This is a genomic window from Streptomyces venezuelae, from assembly GCF_008642315.1.
GTDB classification, from domain to species: Bacteria; Actinomycetota; Actinomycetes; order Streptomycetales; family Streptomycetaceae; genus Streptomyces; species Streptomyces venezuelae_D.
The window spans coordinates 3,728,007-3,743,383 of the sequence record NZ_CP029192.1; the positions used below are offsets into that span (position 1 = coordinate 3,728,007).

Sequence of the window (15,377 nt, forward strand, 5' to 3'; positions counted from 1 at the left end):
GGCGGCACAGCCCCGAAGAGCCGTACCGCCCGAAAACCTCAAGTCAAGCGACGTGCGTCAGACGCGGCGACGCTTGGGGGGACGGCAGCCGTTGTGCGGCGTGGGCGTCACGTCCTGGATCGAGCCGACCTCGAGGCCGGTCGCCTGGAGCGAACGGATGGCGGTCTCACGACCGGAACCCGGGCCCTTGACGAACACGTCGACCTTGCGCATGCCGTGCTCCTGGGCGCGACGGGCGGCCGACTCGGCAGCCATCTGCGCGGCGAACGGCGTGGACTTGCGCGAGCCCTTGAAGCCGACGTGGCCGGCGGAGGCCCACGAGATCACGTTGCCGGTCGGGTCCGTGATGGACACGATCGTGTTGTTGAACGTGCTCTTGATGTGAGCGTGCCCGTGGGCGACGTTCTTCTTTTCCTTGCGGCGCACCTTCTTGGCAGCGCCCTGACGACCCTTGGGGGGCATCTATAACTCCTACGGGAGGTGGTCGGTCCTGCAGCGTCAGCTGTCGATAGACCGCTGAGCGAGGACTACTTCTTGCCCGGCTTCTTCTTACCGGCGATGGCGCGACGCGGGCCCTTGCGGGTGCGGGCGTTCGTGCTGGTGCGCTGACCGCGGACGGGCAGACCACGACGGTGACGGAGACCCTGGTAGCAACCGATCTCGACCTTGCGGCGGATGTCGGCCTGGATCTCGCGACGGAGGTCACCCTCGGTCTTGATGTTGGCGTCCACGTACTCACGGATCTTGACGAGGTCTTCCTCGGTCAGGTCGCGAACGCGGGTGTTGCGGTCCACCTCGGTGGCGTCCAGCGTCTGCTGGGCCAGCGTGCGGCCGATGCCGAACACGTAGGTGAGGGCGACCTCGATGCGCTTGTCGCGCGGGAGGTCAACGCCTTCAACGCGTGCCATTCATGGCTCCTGTTGATTCTTCGGAGGTCTTCGGCAGAACCACTCCCAGTGGCCGTACGAGGTACCGGCTGGGTCCCCGGCCTCCGACCGGGGGTGTCGCCCTCCATATACCGATGGATCTGAAGAGGGACGTGCTCTGCGTATTGATTACGTGCGTCGCGCGAAAATCTGCGAACTGCAGTCGTGCGTCAGCCCTGGCGCTGCTTGTGGCGCGGGTTGTCGCAGATGATCATGACCCGGCCGTGACGGCGGATCACCCTGCACTTGTCGCAGATCTTCTTGACGCTCGGCTTGACCTTCATTGGGTGAGGTTCTCCGGGTCAGTGCCACCACCCCGCGCGAGCGGGATGCGGGCAAGATCTACTTGTACCGGTAGACGATCCGGCCACGCGTCAGGTCGTACGGAGACAGCTCCACCACGACCCGGTCGTCAGGGAGGATGCGGATGTAGTGCATACGCATCTTGCCGCTGATGTGTGCCAGGACCTGGTGGCCGTTCTGGAGCTCCACCTTGAACATGGCGTTCGGAAGAGACTCGACGACAGTGCCTTCGATCTCGATGGCACCTTGCTTCTTGGCCACGCTTCGCCCTTCGAATCGACTACCTTGATCGACTACATGCTCCGTATGCAGACACACGGATGCACGAGAGCCGACGCGTCAGTCTACGTCAGTGCACTCGGAAAGACGAATCGAGAAAGTCTGCCCCACGACGAAGATCCTTAAGCAACGGGGTACCGCACCTCAGCCCAGCGGGTCCGGCGCGGTCGTCACGCCGTACTCCGCGAGCTTCGCCTTCCCGCAGTCCGGGGCCGTCAGGACGATCGGGCCCTCCTCCGTGAGGGCGATCGAGTGCTCCCAGTGGGAGGACCACGTGCCGTCCGTCGTGATGACGGTCCAGTCGTCCTCCAGGACCTCCGTCCGCGGGGTGCCGAGGGAGACCATGGGCTCGATGGCGAGGCAGAAGCCGGGGACCAGCTTCGGGCCCTTGCCGCGGCGGCGCTCGACGTAGTTCAGGAGGTGCGGGTCCATGTGCATCTCGGTGCCGATGCCGTGGCCGCCGTAGTCCTCGACGATCCCGTACTTGCCGCCGCCCGGCTTCGGCTGCCGGCGGATGTACGTCTCGATGGCGCGGGAGATGTCGACGAGGCGGTTGCCCTGCTTCATCGCGGCGAGCCCGGCCCACATCGACTCCTCGGTCACCCGGGAGAGCTCGATCAGCTCCGGAGCGTGACCCGTGCCCACGAACGCCGTGTAGGCCGCGTCGCCGTGCCAGCCGTCGACGATGGCGCCCGCGTCGATGGAGATGATGTCGCCGTCCTTCAGGACGGTCTTGTCGTCCGGGATGCCGTGCACGACGACCTCGTTGACCGAGGTGCAGATCGTGGCGGGGAATCCGCCGTACCCGAGGAAGTTCGACTTCGCGCCGTGCTCGGCGATCACCTTGCGGGCGACCTCGTCCAGATCCTTCGTGGTGGCGCCGGGCACCGCGGCCTCACGGGTCGCGGCGTGAATCGCGGCGACGACAAGGCCCGCCTCACGCATCTTCGCGATCTGCTCGGGGGTCTTGATCTGCACCATGAGGTTCCGCTCTCCGTCTTCCGTCCGACAACCGACGTATACAACACTACGGCCGCGGTCCCCCGAGGGGCACCGCGGCCGGAAACAGCGTACTGAACTACTTGTCGCCCTTGAGCGCGTCCATCGCGCGCGCGGTGACCTCGTCCACCTTGCCGAGCGCCGAGATCGTCACGACCAGACCCTGGGTCCGGTAGTAGTCGATGATCGGCTCGGTCTGCGTGTGGTAGACCTCGAGGCGCTTGCGGACCGTGTCCTCACTGTCGTCCTCGCGCTGGTAGAGCTCGCCGCCGCAGACGTCGCAGACGCCCTCGACCTTCGGCTTGCTGTACGTCACGTGGAAGACGTGGCTGGAGTCCTTGCGGCAGATCCGCCGGCCCGCGATCCGCTTGACGACCTCGTCCTCCGGGACCTCCAGGTCCAGGACGGCGTCGAGCTTCACGTCGTCGGCCTTGAGCGCCACGTCCAGCGCCTCCGCCTGCGACACGTTGCGCGGGAACCCGTCGAGCAGGAAGCCGTTCTCGGCGTCCGACTGCGCCATGCGGTCCTTCGCCATGCCGATGGTCACCTCGTCGGGGACGAGGTTTCCGGCGTCCATGTACGCCTTCGCCTGCTTGCCCAGGTCCGTGCCCTGGCTGATGTTGGCACGGAAGAGGTCGCCCGTGGAGATGTGCGGGATCGACAGGTTCTTGGCGAGGAACGCGGCCTGCGTTCCCTTGCCCGCACCGGGCGGCCCGACGAGGACGATTCGCATCAGCGGAGGAACCCTTCGTAATTGCGCTGCTGGAGCTGGCTCTCGATCTGCTTCACGGTTTCCAGACCCACACCCACGATGATGAGGATGCTCGTCCCGCCGAACGGGAAGTTCTGGTTCGCCTGGAAGCCCACCAACGCCATCGTCGGCACAAGAGCGATCAGACCCAAATACAGCGAACCCGGCCAGGTGATCCGGTTGAGTACGTAACTCAGGTACTCAGCGGTCGGACGGCCAGCCCGGATGCCCGGGATGAAGCCACCATACTTCTTCATGTTGTCGGCGACTTCCTCGGGGTTGAAGGAGATCGCGACGTAGAAGAAGGCGAAGAAGACGATCAGGATGAAGTACGTGGCGATGTAAATCGGGTGGTCACCCTTGGTCAGGTTCGCCTCGATCCACGTCTTCCATCCCGAGTTGCCGCCCGCGAACTGAGCCACGAGGGCCGGAATGTAAAGCAGTGACGAGGCGAAGATCACAGGGATGATGCCCGCCTGGTTGACCTTCAGCGGAATGTACGTCGACGTACCGCCGTAGGACCGGCGACCGATCATTCGCTTCGCGTACTGGACCGGAATGCGGCGCTGCGCCTGCTCGACGAAGACCACCAGACCGACCATCACGAGACCGACCGCGATGACGGTGCCGAACTCGATCCAGCCGCCCGCCAGGTCACCCTGCTGCTTGATGGCCCACAGGGCGCTCGGGAAGGTCGCGGCGATCGAGATGAACATCAGGATCGACATGCCGTTGCCGATGCCGCGGTCGGTGATGAGCTCGCCGAGCCACATGACACAGGCCGTACCTGCGGTCATCGTGATGACCATCGTGACGGTGACGAAGATCGACTGGTCGGGCACGATCTCGCTGGCCACGGGGCAGCCCTGGAAGAGGGTGCCGGTGCGGGCGGTGGCGACGAGGCCGGTGCCCTGGAGGATCGCGAGCGCGATGGTCAGATAGCGCGTGTACTGCGTGATCTTCGCGGTGCCGGCCTGGCCCTCCTTCTTGAGGGCCTCGAGTCGCGGGATCACCACGGTCAGCAGCTGCAGAATGATGCTCGCCGTGATGTACGGCATGATGCCGAGCGCGAAGATCGTGATCTGCAGCAGCGCGCCACCGCTGAACATGTTGACGAGACCGAACAGGCCCTGGTTCGCATTGGCGTTGTCGATGCAGGTCTGGACGTTCCGGTAGTCGACACCGGGAATCGGCACATGCGTACCCACCCGGTAGATCACGATGATGCCGAGTGTGAAGAGCAGCTTCTTGCGCAGGTCGGGCGTCTTGAACGCCCGGGCGAACGCGGTGAGCACGGTGCCTCCTGCGACCCCCGCGCGCGTGCGCCAGAGGTGGTGGTCTGAGGTTCGACGAATACGTATCAGTCAAGAAAACCGTGCGGACAGACCGCACGGAGCTTAGACAGTGCACGCCACCTTACCGGCGACCGTGCCCCCCTAGGAACGACCAACCGGGGATGCCCCTTTTGTGGGGCATCCCCGGCTGGGAATCGCTCATGTCATCGACACGTCTGGATGAATCAGACGAGCTCGGTGACGGTACCGCCGGCGGCGGTGATCTTCTCCTTGGCGGAGCCGGAGACGGCGTCGACCGTCACCTGCAGCGCCACGGTGACCTCACCCTGGCCGAGCACCTTGACGAGGCTGTTCTTGCGAACGGCACCCTTGGCGACGAGACCCTCGACGGTGACCTCGCCACCCTCCGGGTACAGCGCGCTCAGCTTGTCGAGGTTCACGACCTGGAACTCGGTCTTGAACGGGTTCTTGAAGCCCTTGAGCTTCGGGAGACGCATGTGGAGGGGCATCTGGCCACCCTCGAAGCGCTCCGGAACCTGGTAACGGGCCTTGGTGCCCTTGGTACCACGACCAGCGGTCTTACCCTTGGACGCCTCACCACGACCCACACGGGTCTTGGCGGTCTTGGCGCCCGGGGCGGGCCGGAGGTTGTGGACCTTCAGCGGGTTCTGCTCCGCCATGTCAGTCGACCTCCTCAACCGTCACGAGGTGGCGGACGGTGTGCACCATTCCGCGGAACTCGGGGCGGTCCTCCTTGACGACCTGCGTGTTGATGCCCTTGAGACCAAGGGAACGCAGGGTGTCGCGGTGGTTCTGCTTGCTGCCGATGTACGACTTCGTCTGCGTGATCTTGAGCTGTGCCATTACGCACCCGCTCCCGCACGCGCACGAAGCAGAGCCGCGGGGGCGACGTCCTCGAGGGGCAGACCACGGCGAGCCGCGATCTCCTCGGGACGCTGCAGGCCCTTGAGGGCCGCCACGGTCGCGTGCACGATGTTGATCGCGTTGTCGGAGCCCAGGGACTTCGACAGGATGTCGTGCACGCCGGCGCACTCGAGCACGGCACGCACCGGGCCACCGGCGATAACACCGGTACCGGGGGAAGCAGGCTTGAGCAGGACGACGCCCGCGGCCTTCTCGCCCTGGATCGGGTGCGGGATGGTGCCCTGGATACGGGGGACCTTGAAGAAGTGCTTCTTGGCCTCCTCAACACCCTTGGCGATGGCGGCCGGCACCTCCTTGGCCTTGCCGTAACCGACACCCACGGTGCCGTCACCGTCGCCCACTACGACGAGCGCAGTGAAGCTGAAGCGACGACCACCCTTCACAACCTTGGCGACGCGGTTGATCGCGACAACGCGCTCAACGTACGCGGTCTTCTCGGCGGCGGCGTTGCCACCGTCGCGACCCTTCCGGTCCCGCCGCTCGCCGCCACCGGCACCGCCACCGCGGCGCTGGGGTCCAGCCATTGGAATTACCTCTCTCTGTTTCCGCTAGCTACGGAACCGACTCAGAACTTGAGTCCGGCTTCGCGGGCGGCGTCCGCCAGGGCGGCGATGCGCCCGGCGTACTGGTTACCACCACGGTCGAACACGACAGTCTCGACACCGGCGGCCTTGGCGCGCTCGGCGACCAGGGCGCCGACCGACTTGGCGGCCGCGGACTTGTCGCCCTCGGCGCCGCGGATCGTGGTGTCCAGGGTCGACGCCGACGCAAGGGTGTGACCCTTGATGTCGTCGATGACCTGGGCCACGATGTGGCGGTTCGAGCGCGTCACGACCAGGCGAGGACGCTCAGCCGTACCCGAGATGTGCTTACGGATGCGGATGTGACGACGCTTGATGGCAGCACGCTTGTAAGCGTCGCCCTTAGCAATCTTGACACCGTATGCCATGGCTTACTTACCCGCCTTTCCGACCTTGCGGCGGATGACTTCGCCTTCGTACTTGACGCCCTTGGCCTTGTACGGGTCGGGCTTGCGCAGCTTGCGGATGTTGGCCGCAACCTCGCCGACCTTCTGCTTGTCGATGCCCTCGACCGAGAACTTGGTCGCCGATTCGACCTTGAAGGAGATGCCCTCGGGCGCCTCGATCAGGATCGGGTGGCTGTAGCCGAGCGAGAACTCCAGGTTGGAGCCCTTCGCCAGGACGCGGTAACCGACACCGCTGATTTCGAGCTTCTTCACGTAACCCTGGGTCACGCCGGTGATCATGTTCGCCACCAGCGTGCGGGACAGGCCGTGGAGGGCCTTGTTCTGACGCTCGTCGTTCGGGCGGGTGACGTTCAGGACGCCGTCCTCACCCTTAGCGATCTCGATCGGCGCGACGATGGTGTGGCTCAGGGCACCCTTGGGGCCCTTGACCGCGACCGTCTGGCCGTCGATGGTGACGTCCACGCCGGCGGGAACCGTGATGGGGAGCTTGCCAATACGCGACATTAGCTATTCCTCCGTTCCCGACTACCAGACGTAGGCGAGGACTTCCCCACCTACGCCCTTCTTGCCTGCCTGCTGGCCGGTCAGGAGACCGTGCGACGTGGAGATGATCGCCACGCCGAGGCCGCCGAGGACCTTCGGCAGGTTGGTGGACTTCGCGTAAACCCGGAGACCGGGCTTGGAGATCCGCTTGATGCCCGCAATGGAGCGCTCACGGTTCGGGCCGAACTTCAGCTCGAGAACGAGGTTCTTGCCGACCTCGGCGTCCTCGACCTTCCAGCCCGTGATGAAGCCCTCCTGCTGGAGGATCTCCGCGATGTGAGACTTGATCTTGCTGTGCGGCATCGCCACGGTGTCGTGGTACGCCGAGTTCGCGTTACGCAGACGAGTCAGCATGTCCGCGATCGGATCAGTCATGGTCATGAATTGGCCTTCGGCCTCTCTCGCCGGGGTTTCCTATCTGCGCCATCCCTCTCCCCACTCAGAGGCGGGACGGGTGCGGCGCGGGGACCTACGGCGTAGTAAGTCGGTCAGGGCGGCAGACGCCCAACCCTCCTAGCCTAAGCCATCTGGAGGAGGGCGGCTGCCAGCCCTTTACTTACCGAGAGATCCAGGAGTCCCAAAAACCTTCGAAAAGGTGGGGACTACCAGGAGCTCTTGGTCACGCCCGGCAGCTCGCCACGGTGAGCCATCTCACGAAGGCACACGCGGCAGAGGCCGAACTTGCGGTAGACGGAGTGCGGACGGCCGCAGCGCTGGCAGCGGGTGTACGCACGCACACCGAACTTGGGCTTACGAGCAGCCTTGGCAATCAGAGCCTTCTTCGCCATCTCGCTTACGCCTCCTTGAACGGGAAGCCGAGGTGACGAAGGAGCGCACGGCCCTCAGCGTCGTTGGTCGCCGTGGTCACCACGGTGATGTCCATACCCCGGACGCGGTCGATCTTGTCCTGGTCGATCTCGTGGAACATGACCTGCTCCGTGAGACCGAAGGTGTAGTTGCCACGGCCGTCGAACTGCTTGGGGGACAGACCACGGAAGTCGCGGATGCGCGGCAGCGCGAGCGACAGGGTGCGGTCCAGGAACTCCCACATGCGGTCGCCACGGAGCGTGACGTGGCAGCCGATCGGCTGGCCCTCGCGCAGCTTGAACTGCGCGATGGACTTCCGGGCCTTCGTCACGGCCGGCTTCTGACCGGTGATCGTGGTGAGGTCGCGGATGGCGCCGTCGATCAGCTTCGAGTCACGGGCGGCGTCGCCGACACCCATGTTGACCACGATCTTGACCAGGCCGGGGATCTGCATGACGTTCTCGTACGAGAACTCCTCACGCAGCTTGCCCGTGATCTCCTCGCGGTACTTCGTCTTGAGACGCGGAGTGGTGGTGGTCGTCATCAGATGTCCTCACCCGTCCGCTTGGCAACGCGGATCTTGTTGCCCTCGTCGTCGAAGCGGTAACCGACGCGCGTGACGACCTTGTTGCCGTCCTTCTCCACGACCAGCTGGACGTTGGAGACGTGGACGGGGGCCTCGGTGGTCACGATGCCGCCGGCCTGCGAGCCGCTGGCGGTCGGGCCGGCCTTCGTGTGCTTCTTGACCCGGTTGACACCCTCGACCAGGACGCGCTCGTCGCGCGGGTAAGCGGCAATGACCTTGCCCTGCTTGCCCTTGTCCTTACCGGTGATGACCTGGACCAGGTCGCCCTTCTTGATCTTCATGCTTACAGCACCTCCGGCGCGAGCGAGATGATCTTCATGAACTTCTTCTCGCGCAGCTCACGGCCGACGGGGCCGAAGATACGGGTGCCGCGAGGGTCGCCGTCGTTCTTCAGAATGACGGCGGCGTTCTCGTCGAAGCGGATGTACGAGCCGTCCGGACGGCGGCGCTCCTTGACGGTGCGAACGATGACCGCCTTGACGACGTCACCCTTCTTCACGTTGCCACCGGGGATCGCGTCCTTCACGGTGGCGACGATGACGTCACCGATGCCCGCGTAGCGGCGACCCGAGCCACCGAGAACACGGATGGTGAGAATTTCCTTCGCACCCGTGTTGTCGGCGACGCGCAGTCGCGACTCCTGCTGGATCACGTCTATCTCCTGTTTGTCTGCCGGTTCCCCCGGGGCAGTTCAGCGAACTGCCCCGGGAGCCTGGCGGAACGAACTCCGAGGGGGGTGCCCCTCGGAGAATTACTTGGCCTTCTCGAGGATCTCGACGATGCGCCAGCGCTTGGTGGCGGACAGCGGACGCGTCTCCATCAGGAGGACGCGGTCGCCGACGCCGGCAGCGTTCTGCTCGTCGTGCGCCTTGAGCTTGTTCGTACGGCGGATGACCTTGCCGTACAGCGCGTGCGTCACGCGGTCCTCGACAGCGACGACGACGGTCTTGTCCATCTTGTCGCTGACGACCAGACCCTGACGGGTCTTGCGGAAGCCGCGCGCGGCCTTCGTCTCTTCAGTCACGTTGCTCTCGCTCATCAGGCGCTCTCCACCGTCTCGATGCCCAGCTCGCGCTCACGCATGAGGGTGTAGATCCGCGCGATGTCCTTACGGACGGCCTTGAGCCGGCCGTGGTTCTCGAGCTGGCCCGTCGCCGCCTGGAAGCGGAGGTTGAACAGCTCTTCCTTGGCCTCGCGAAGCTTGTTGACAAGCTCCTCGTTGCCCAGCTCGCGCAGCTCGGACGCCTTGGTACCGGCCGACATCACGACTCACCTGCCTCGCGCCGGACGATGCGGCACTTCATCGGAAGCTTGTGAGCAGCGCGGGTGAGCGCCTCACGAGCAATCTTCTCGTTCGGGTACGACAGCTCGAACATCACGCGTCCGGGCTTGACGTTGGCGATCCACCACTCCGGAGAACCCTTACCGGAACCCATGCGGGTCTCGGCAGGCTTCTTGGTGAGGGGGCGGTCCGGGTAGATGTTGATCCAGACCTTGCCACCGCGCTTGATGTGACGCGTCATGGCGATACGAGCGGCCTCGATCTGACGGTTCGTCACGTACGCCGGGGTCAGCGCCTGGATGCCGTACTCGCCGAACGCAACCTGCGTGCCACCCTTGGACATACCGCTGCGCTTCGGGTGGTGCTGCTTGCGGTGCTTGACCCTACGGGGGATCAGCATTTCGGTCAGGCCTCCGTTCCGGTGCTCTCAGCAGCCGGAGCAGCGGCGGGCGCCTCGGCCTTGGGGGCCTCGGCGGCCGGAGCCGACTGCTGCGGCTTGCGACCGCGGCCGCCACGCTCGCCACCACGGCCACCGCGGGCCGGGCGGTCGTTGCCACCACGGGCCGGGCGGTTGCCGGCGCGGGCAGCGGCGTTCTCGGCGCGGACCTCGGCGATGTTCTTGACGTCGCCCTTGTAGATCCAGACCTTCACACCGATGCGGCCGAAGGTCGTCTTGGCCTCGAAGAAGCCGTAGTCCACGTTGGCGCGGAGCGTGTGCAGGGGCACACGGCCCTCGCGGTAGAACTCCGAGCGCGACATCTCGGCGCCACCGAGGCGGCCACCACACTGGATCTTGATGCCCTTGGCGCCCGCCTTCATCGCCGACTGCATGCTCTTACGCATGGCGCGACGGAAGGAGACGCGGGAGGACAGCTGCTCCGCGACGGCCTGGGCCACGAGCTGAGCGTCGACCTCGGGGTTCTTGACCTCGAGGATGTTCAGCTGGACCTGCTTGCCCGTGAGCTTCTCGAGGTCACCGCGGATGCGGTCGGCCTCGGCGCCACGACGGCCGATGACGATGCCGGGACGAGCGGTGTGGATGTCCACACGCACGCGGTCACGGGTGCGCTCGATCTCAACCTTCGAGATGCCGGCGCGCTCCATGCCGGACGTCATCATCCGACGGATGGCGACGTCTTCCTTGACGTAGTCCTTGTACAGCTTGTCGGCATACCAACGCGACTTGAAGTCGGTCGTGACACCGAGCCGGAACCCGTGCGGGTTTACCTTCTGGCCCATTACCGGGTTCCTTCCTTGCTGCTGACGACCACGGTGATGTGGCTGGTCCGCTTACGGATCCGGTAGGCACGGCCCTGAGCACGCGGACGGAACCGCTTCAGGGTCGGGCCCTCATCCACGTACGCCTCGCTGATGACCAGCGAAGAGGCGTCGGTGTGGTCGTAGTTGTGCGCGGCGTTGGCAATGGCGCTGTCCAGCACCTTGCCGACCGGCACGCTCGCGGCCTGCGGGGCGAAACGCAGGACCGCCTGAGCCTCCGTGGCATCCATGCCACGGATGAGGTCCACCACGCGGCGGGCCTTCATGGGCGTGACGCGGATGTACCGCGCCTGGGCCCTGGCTTCCATGGTTGTCCCTTCGGTGTTAGTCATAGTCGTTCCACCCCGCACTAGCGGCGCTTCGACTTCCGGTCGTCCTTGACGTGGCCGCGGAAGGTGCGAGTCGGCGAGAACTCGCCGAGCTTGTGGCCGACCATCGACTCGGTGACGAACACCGGGATGTGGGTCTTGCCGTTGTGCACCGCGATCGTGTGACCCAGCATGCTGGGAATGATCATCGAGCGACGGGACCAGGTCTTGATGACGTTCTTGGAACCGGCTTCGTTCTGAGCGTCCACCTTCTTTACGAGGTGGTCGTCGACGAAGGGCCCCTTCTTGAGACTGCGCGGCATCTAAACCCGCTCCTAGCGCTTCTTGTTCGACTTGCGGCGACGGACGATGTACTTGTTGCTCGCCTTGTTGCGATCACGAGTACGACCCTCCTTCTTGCCCCACGGCGAGACCGGGTGACGACCACCGGAAGTCTTGCCTTCACCACCACCGTGCGGGTGGTCGACCGGGTTCATCACGACACCACGCACGGTCGGGCGGACGCCCTTCCAGCGCATACGGCCGGCCTTGCCCCAGTTGATGTTCGACTGCTCGGCGTTGCCGACCTCGCCGATGGTGGCGCGGCAGCGGACGTCGACCAGGCGGATCTCACCGGACGGCATGCGAAGGTGCGCCATGGCGCCTTCCTTCGCGAGCAGCTGCACGGAGGCACCCGCGGAGCGGGCGAACTTCGCGCCGCCGCCGGGCCGCAGCTCGATGGCGTGGATCGTCGTACCCACGGGGATGTTGCGCAGCGCCATGTTGTTGCCGGGCTTGATGTCGGCACCGGGGCCGCTCTCAATCCGGTCACCCTGCTGCGTGCCGCGCGGGGCGAGGATGTAGCGCTTCTCGCCGTCCGCGTAGTGCAGCAGCGCGATGCGCGCCGTGCGGTTGGGGTCGTACTCGATGTGCGCGACCTTGGCCGGCACGCCGTCCTTGTCGTGGCGACGGAAGTCGATCACGCGGTAGGCGCGCTTGTGGCCACCACCCTGGTGGCGAACGGTCACACGACCGGAATTGTTACGGCCGCCCTTGCTGTGCAGCGGGCGAACCAGCGACTTCTCCGGCGTGGACCGCGTTACCTCGACGAAGTCGGCTACGGAGGAGCCACGACGGCCCGGCGTAGTCGGCTTGTACTTGCGGATTCCCATTTCTCAGTCCTCGTCCGATATTCGGACCAGGGCGCTCCGTTAGGAGGCCTGGCCGAAGATGTCGATACGGTCGCCCTCAGCAAGGGTCACGATGGCGCGCTTGGTGTCGGCACGCTTGCCGAACCCGGTGCGCGTACGCTTCCGCTTGCCCTGACGGTTGATCGTGTTGACGCCGGTGACCTTGACCGAGAAGACCGCCTCGACGGCCTGCTTGATCTGGGTCTTGTTGGCGCCCGGAGCCACGATGAACGTGTACTTGCCCTCGTCGAGCAGCGCGTACGACTTCTCGGAGACGACCGGCTTGACGAGGACGTCGCGCGGGTCCGAGAAGGACTTGCTCAGCGGGGTGGGCTCAACGGCGATCTTGCCCTCGGTCGCGATGCGCTTCGCCTTGGCGACGCGCGCGGCCTTGGCGGCCTTCGCGGCCTTGGACGCGATGCTCTGGTGACGGATGGCCATCAGGCTTCGCTCCCTTCGGTGTCAGTGGCCTTCGGGCCGGACACGAAGGACTCGAACGCGGCCTTGGTGAAGACCACGTCGTCCGAGACGAGCACGTCGTACGTGTTCAGCTGGCCCGGCTCCAGGATGTGGACCTGGGGCAGGTTGCGGGCGGAGAGCAGCGAAGTCTCGTCCGCGCGGTCGATGACCAGGAGCACGTTCTTGCGCTCGCTGACCTTGCCGAGCAGCGTCTTCGCGGCCTTCGTGGAGATGTCGCCCTCGACCACGTTGGTGACAACGTGGATGCGGGAGTTGCGCGCCCGGTCGGTGAGGGCGTGACGCAGAGCGGCAGCCTTCATCTTCTTGGGCGTGCGCTGCGAGTAGTCACGCGGCACGGGGCCGTGGACGACGCCACCGCCGGCGAACTGCGGCGCACGGGTCGAACCCTGGCGCGCGCGGCCGGTGCCCTTCTGGCGGTAAGGCTTCTTGCCACCACCACGGACTTCGCCGCGGGTCTTGGTCTTGTGCGTGCCCTGACGGGCCGCGGCCAGCTGCGCGACGACGACCTGGTGGATCAGCGGGATGCTGATCTTCTCGACGTCGAAGATCTCCGCGGGGAGCTCGACCGTCCCGGTCTTGTCGCCTGCCGGCGAAAGGATGTCAATGGTGCTCATGGGTTACCTCAGGCCCCCTTGGCCGCAGTACGGACCAGGACGAGGCCGCCGTTCGGACCAGGAACCGCGCCCTTGATGAGCAGCAGACCCTTCTCCGCGTCAACGGCGTGGACGGTCAGGTTCTGGGTGGTGACCCGCTCGCTGCCCATGCGACCGGCCATGCGCTGGCCCTTGAACACACGGCCGGGCGTGGCGCAGCCACCGATGGAACCGGGCTTGCGGTGCACGCGGTGGGCACCGTGGGAGGCCTTGCCACCGGCGAAGTTGTGACGCTTCATCACACCGGCGAAGCCCTTGCCCTTGCTCTTGCCGGTGACGTCGACCTTGATACCGGCCTCGAACGTCTCGGCAGTCAGCTCCTGGCCGAGGGTGTACTCGCTGGCACCAGCGGTACGGATCTCGACGAGGTGGCGACGGGGGGTCACGTCGGCCTTGGCGAAGTGGCCCTTGAGGGGCTTGTTCACCTTGCGCGGGTCGATCTCGCCGAAGGCGATCTGGACCGACTCGTAGCCGTCGCTGTCATTCGTACGGACCTGGGTAACGACGCAGGGTCCGGCCTTGACCACGGTCACCGGGACGACACGGTTGTTCTCGTCCCAGACCTGGGTCATGCCGAGCTTCTCGCCCAGGATGCCCTTGATCTGCTTGGTCATCTTCTTCGCGCCCTTCAGAGCTTGATCTCGATGTCAACGCCGGCCGGAAGGTCCAGGCGCATCAGCGAGTCAACGGTCTTGGGGGTCGGGTCGAGGATGTCGATCAGGCGCTTGTGCGTGCGCATCTCGAAGTGCTCGCGAGAGTCCTTGTACTTGTGCGGCGACTTGATGACGCAGTACACGTTCTTCTCAGTGGGCAGCGGCACCGGGCCCGCGACCGACGCACCAGTGCGGGTCACCGTCTCGACGATCTTCTTCGCCGAGGAGTCGATGACCTCGTGGTCGTAGGCCTTGAGCCGGATGCGGATCTTCTGTCCCGCCATGGCTACTTAGTAGTCCTTCGTCTCGAACGCTCTGGCCCCCGGAAGGTCCTTTTTTCTACTTCCTCCGACCCACGCGGTCGGGCGTGTCGCAGTCCCGCTCACACAGTTCTCCCGAAGGAGTTCCCTGCTAGGGGCTGCGGCCCTGAACGACCGCGGGTCCGGGGGAAGAAACCCACCGGGCGCCTGGTTGAGCCACCGCACCGCACTTCCCGGAAGATTCCCGTACGTCCGCCAAAGCGCTGCCGTTCGGATCCTCGCGGACCCTGGGGCAGATAAGGCGACGAGTACTGTGGGACTCGCTTCCGGTCCTCCCGGCGGGAGGCGCGCAGCATCGGCACTCAACCGAGCAACCAGGACAGTCTGCCATACGGGGCACGTGTGGTGCCAATCGAGCCGAAGAGAGTACCCCCTGGGTGACGGAGATCAAACCCGGGGCGGGTGCGGCGCGCCGGTGATCCATTCGGCAGGGTGGGCCGCGTGAGCGCTGCAACCACCCCCGGCCCCGCTTCCTCCCACGGAAGTAAATCAACCCGCGCTTCGCGGAGGACCCGGCCTTCTCGCACGTGAGCGGCCCCGCCGAGTACGCGGACGGGGCGACCCGCCCCGTCCGGTACGTGGCCGTCGCGGACGACGGCGGCACCGTCACCACGTACGTGTGGGCGTGCGACGAGGACGACGCGGCGGGCTGGATCGTACGCGCGGACGCCGGAACCGCGGCGCGGAACGACACCCGGTGGATGACGCGGCTGCGCCGCGCGAAGGCCGCCGGCCTGGCCCCCGAGACGGCTCTGACCACCCTGCTCCGGGAGCCCTCCGCCCTCCCCGGC

Annotated in this window: 28 protein-coding genes; all 28 read right to left on the bottom strand. The window is 65.7% G+C overall.

The genetic code is table 11. The features are described 5' to 3' along the window. Nucleotides 1-57: 57 nt before the first annotated feature. Nucleotides 58-462 carry a 30S ribosomal protein S11 gene (rpsK, locus tag DEJ48_RS15740; protein ID WP_003948617.1) on the bottom strand — a complete coding sequence of 135 codons (405 nt, stop codon included), beginning with the start codon at nt 460-462 and terminating at the stop codon, nt 58-60. A gap of 65 nt (nt 463-527) precedes the next feature. Further along, the gene (rpsM, locus tag DEJ48_RS15745) at nt 528-908 is read right to left on the bottom strand and encodes a 30S ribosomal protein S13 (RefSeq protein ID WP_127912744.1); all 381 of its coding nucleotides are present in this window, start codon (nt 906-908) and stop codon (nt 528-530) included. 188 nt (nt 909-1,096) lie between these two features. Next, nucleotides 1,097-1,210 (bottom strand): 50S ribosomal protein L36, encoded by a 114-nt coding sequence (gene rpmJ / locus DEJ48_RS15750; RefSeq protein WP_003948619.1) that lies wholly within the window; start codon nt 1,208-1,210, stop codon nt 1,097-1,099. A gap of 58 nt (nt 1,211-1,268) precedes the next feature. Further along, the gene (infA, locus tag DEJ48_RS15755; RefSeq protein WP_003948620.1) at nt 1,269-1,490 is read right to left on the bottom strand and encodes a translation initiation factor IF-1; all 222 of its coding nucleotides are present in this window, start codon (nt 1,488-1,490) and stop codon (nt 1,269-1,271) included. A gap of 162 nt (nt 1,491-1,652) precedes the next feature. After that, nucleotides 1,653-2,489: a type I methionyl aminopeptidase gene (gene map / locus DEJ48_RS15760; protein WP_150216761.1), complete on the bottom strand. Its 837-nt coding sequence runs from the start codon at nt 2,487-2,489 to the stop codon at nt 1,653-1,655. A gap of 97 nt (nt 2,490-2,586) precedes the next feature. Then, nucleotides 2,587-3,240 carry an adenylate kinase gene (locus DEJ48_RS15765; RefSeq protein ID WP_150216763.1) on the bottom strand — a complete coding sequence of 218 codons (654 nt, stop codon included), beginning with the start codon at nt 3,238-3,240 and terminating at the stop codon, nt 2,587-2,589. After that, the gene (gene secY / locus DEJ48_RS15770; RefSeq protein ID WP_150216765.1) at nt 3,240-4,553 is read right to left on the bottom strand and encodes a preprotein translocase subunit SecY; all 1,314 of its coding nucleotides are present in this window, start codon (nt 4,551-4,553) and stop codon (nt 3,240-3,242) included. The genes DEJ48_RS15765 and secY overlap by 1 nt, the downstream gene beginning before the upstream one ends. 224 nt (nt 4,554-4,777) lie before the next feature. Beyond that, nucleotides 4,778-5,233, bottom strand: coding sequence for a 50S ribosomal protein L15 (gene rplO / locus DEJ48_RS15775; RefSeq protein ID WP_055564835.1), 456 nt, complete (start codon nt 5,231-5,233; stop codon nt 4,778-4,780). A gap of 1 nt (nt 5,234) precedes the next feature. Next, nucleotides 5,235-5,417 (bottom strand): 50S ribosomal protein L30, encoded by a 183-nt coding sequence (rpmD, locus tag DEJ48_RS15780; RefSeq protein ID WP_005481207.1) that lies wholly within the window; start codon nt 5,415-5,417, stop codon nt 5,235-5,237. After that, nucleotides 5,417-6,022 (bottom strand): 30S ribosomal protein S5, encoded by a 606-nt coding sequence (gene rpsE, locus DEJ48_RS15785; protein ID WP_055564834.1) that lies wholly within the window; start codon nt 6,020-6,022, stop codon nt 5,417-5,419. The genes rpmD and rpsE overlap by 1 nt, the downstream gene beginning before the upstream one ends. A gap of 41 nt (nt 6,023-6,063) precedes the next feature. Continuing rightward, complete coding sequence (gene rplR / locus DEJ48_RS15790) at nt 6,064-6,447, bottom strand: 50S ribosomal protein L18 (protein ID WP_055564833.1); 384 nt, start codon at nt 6,445-6,447, stop codon at nt 6,064-6,066. Nucleotides 6,448-6,450: 3 nt separating this feature from the next. Then, entirely contained in the window at nt 6,451-6,990 is a 540-nt protein-coding gene (rplF, locus tag DEJ48_RS15795) for a 50S ribosomal protein L6 (RefSeq protein WP_055553508.1), read from the bottom strand. 21 nt (nt 6,991-7,011) lie between these two features. Beyond that, entirely contained in the window at nt 7,012-7,410 is a 399-nt protein-coding gene (rpsH, locus tag DEJ48_RS15800; RefSeq protein ID WP_018528360.1) for a 30S ribosomal protein S8, read from the bottom strand. A gap of 221 nt (nt 7,411-7,631) precedes the next feature. Beyond that, nucleotides 7,632-7,817 (bottom strand): type Z 30S ribosomal protein S14, encoded by a 186-nt coding sequence (locus DEJ48_RS15810; protein WP_003956452.1) that lies wholly within the window; start codon nt 7,815-7,817, stop codon nt 7,632-7,634. 5 nt (nt 7,818-7,822) lie between these two features. Continuing rightward, the gene (gene rplE / locus DEJ48_RS15815) at nt 7,823-8,380 is read right to left on the bottom strand and encodes a 50S ribosomal protein L5 (protein WP_055564831.1); all 558 of its coding nucleotides are present in this window, start codon (nt 8,378-8,380) and stop codon (nt 7,823-7,825) included. After that, nucleotides 8,380-8,703: a 50S ribosomal protein L24 gene (gene rplX / locus DEJ48_RS15820; RefSeq protein ID WP_016645174.1), complete on the bottom strand. Its 324-nt coding sequence runs from the start codon at nt 8,701-8,703 to the stop codon at nt 8,380-8,382. The genes rplE and rplX overlap by 1 nt, the downstream gene beginning before the upstream one ends. Before the next feature lie 2 nt (nt 8,704-8,705). Next, a complete protein-coding gene (gene rplN / locus DEJ48_RS15825; RefSeq protein ID WP_003974257.1) occupies nt 8,706-9,074 on the bottom strand; it encodes a 50S ribosomal protein L14 in 369 nt (122 codons plus the stop codon). Nucleotides 9,075-9,173: 99 nt separating this feature from the next. After that, entirely contained in the window at nt 9,174-9,461 is a 288-nt protein-coding gene (gene rpsQ, locus DEJ48_RS15830) for a 30S ribosomal protein S17 (protein ID WP_150171090.1), read from the bottom strand. Continuing rightward, complete coding sequence (rpmC, locus tag DEJ48_RS15835) at nt 9,461-9,685, bottom strand: 50S ribosomal protein L29 (protein WP_006347226.1); 225 nt, start codon at nt 9,683-9,685, stop codon at nt 9,461-9,463. The genes rpsQ and rpmC overlap by 1 nt, the downstream gene beginning before the upstream one ends. Then, nucleotides 9,685-10,104 carry a 50S ribosomal protein L16 gene (gene rplP, locus DEJ48_RS15840; RefSeq protein ID WP_014047785.1) on the bottom strand — a complete coding sequence of 140 codons (420 nt, stop codon included), beginning with the start codon at nt 10,102-10,104 and terminating at the stop codon, nt 9,685-9,687. The genes rpmC and rplP overlap by 1 nt, the downstream gene beginning before the upstream one ends. Nucleotides 10,105-10,109: 5 nt before the next feature. After that, nucleotides 10,110-10,943: a 30S ribosomal protein S3 gene (gene rpsC / locus DEJ48_RS15845; RefSeq protein WP_055564829.1), complete on the bottom strand. Its 834-nt coding sequence runs from the start codon at nt 10,941-10,943 to the stop codon at nt 10,110-10,112. After that, nucleotides 10,943-11,290: a 50S ribosomal protein L22 gene (gene rplV, locus DEJ48_RS15850; RefSeq protein ID WP_004571827.1), complete on the bottom strand. Its 348-nt coding sequence runs from the start codon at nt 11,288-11,290 to the stop codon at nt 10,943-10,945. Before rplV ends, rpsC begins: the two co-directional genes overlap by 1 nt. Nucleotides 11,291-11,331: 41 nt before the next feature. Then, nucleotides 11,332-11,613, bottom strand: coding sequence for a 30S ribosomal protein S19 (gene rpsS, locus DEJ48_RS15855; RefSeq protein ID WP_069770399.1), 282 nt, complete (start codon nt 11,611-11,613; stop codon nt 11,332-11,334). A gap of 12 nt (nt 11,614-11,625) precedes the next feature. Continuing rightward, nucleotides 11,626-12,462: a 50S ribosomal protein L2 gene (gene rplB / locus DEJ48_RS15860; RefSeq protein ID WP_055564828.1), complete on the bottom strand. Its 837-nt coding sequence runs from the start codon at nt 12,460-12,462 to the stop codon at nt 11,626-11,628. Nucleotides 12,463-12,501: 39 nt separating this feature from the next. Then, a complete protein-coding gene (gene rplW / locus DEJ48_RS15865; protein ID WP_055564827.1) occupies nt 12,502-12,921 on the bottom strand; it encodes a 50S ribosomal protein L23 in 420 nt (139 codons plus the stop codon). Beyond that, nucleotides 12,921-13,574: a 50S ribosomal protein L4 gene (rplD, locus tag DEJ48_RS15870; protein WP_150216767.1), complete on the bottom strand. Its 654-nt coding sequence runs from the start codon at nt 13,572-13,574 to the stop codon at nt 12,921-12,923. Before rplD ends, rplW begins: the two co-directional genes overlap by 1 nt. Nucleotides 13,575-13,582: 8 nt before the next feature. Beyond that, complete coding sequence (gene rplC / locus DEJ48_RS15875; RefSeq protein WP_055564825.1) at nt 13,583-14,227, bottom strand: 50S ribosomal protein L3; 645 nt, start codon at nt 14,225-14,227, stop codon at nt 13,583-13,585. A gap of 14 nt (nt 14,228-14,241) precedes the next feature. Beyond that, complete coding sequence (rpsJ, locus tag DEJ48_RS15880) at nt 14,242-14,550, bottom strand: 30S ribosomal protein S10 (protein WP_003948644.1); 309 nt, start codon at nt 14,548-14,550, stop codon at nt 14,242-14,244. Nucleotides 14,551-15,377 lie beyond the last annotated feature (827 nt).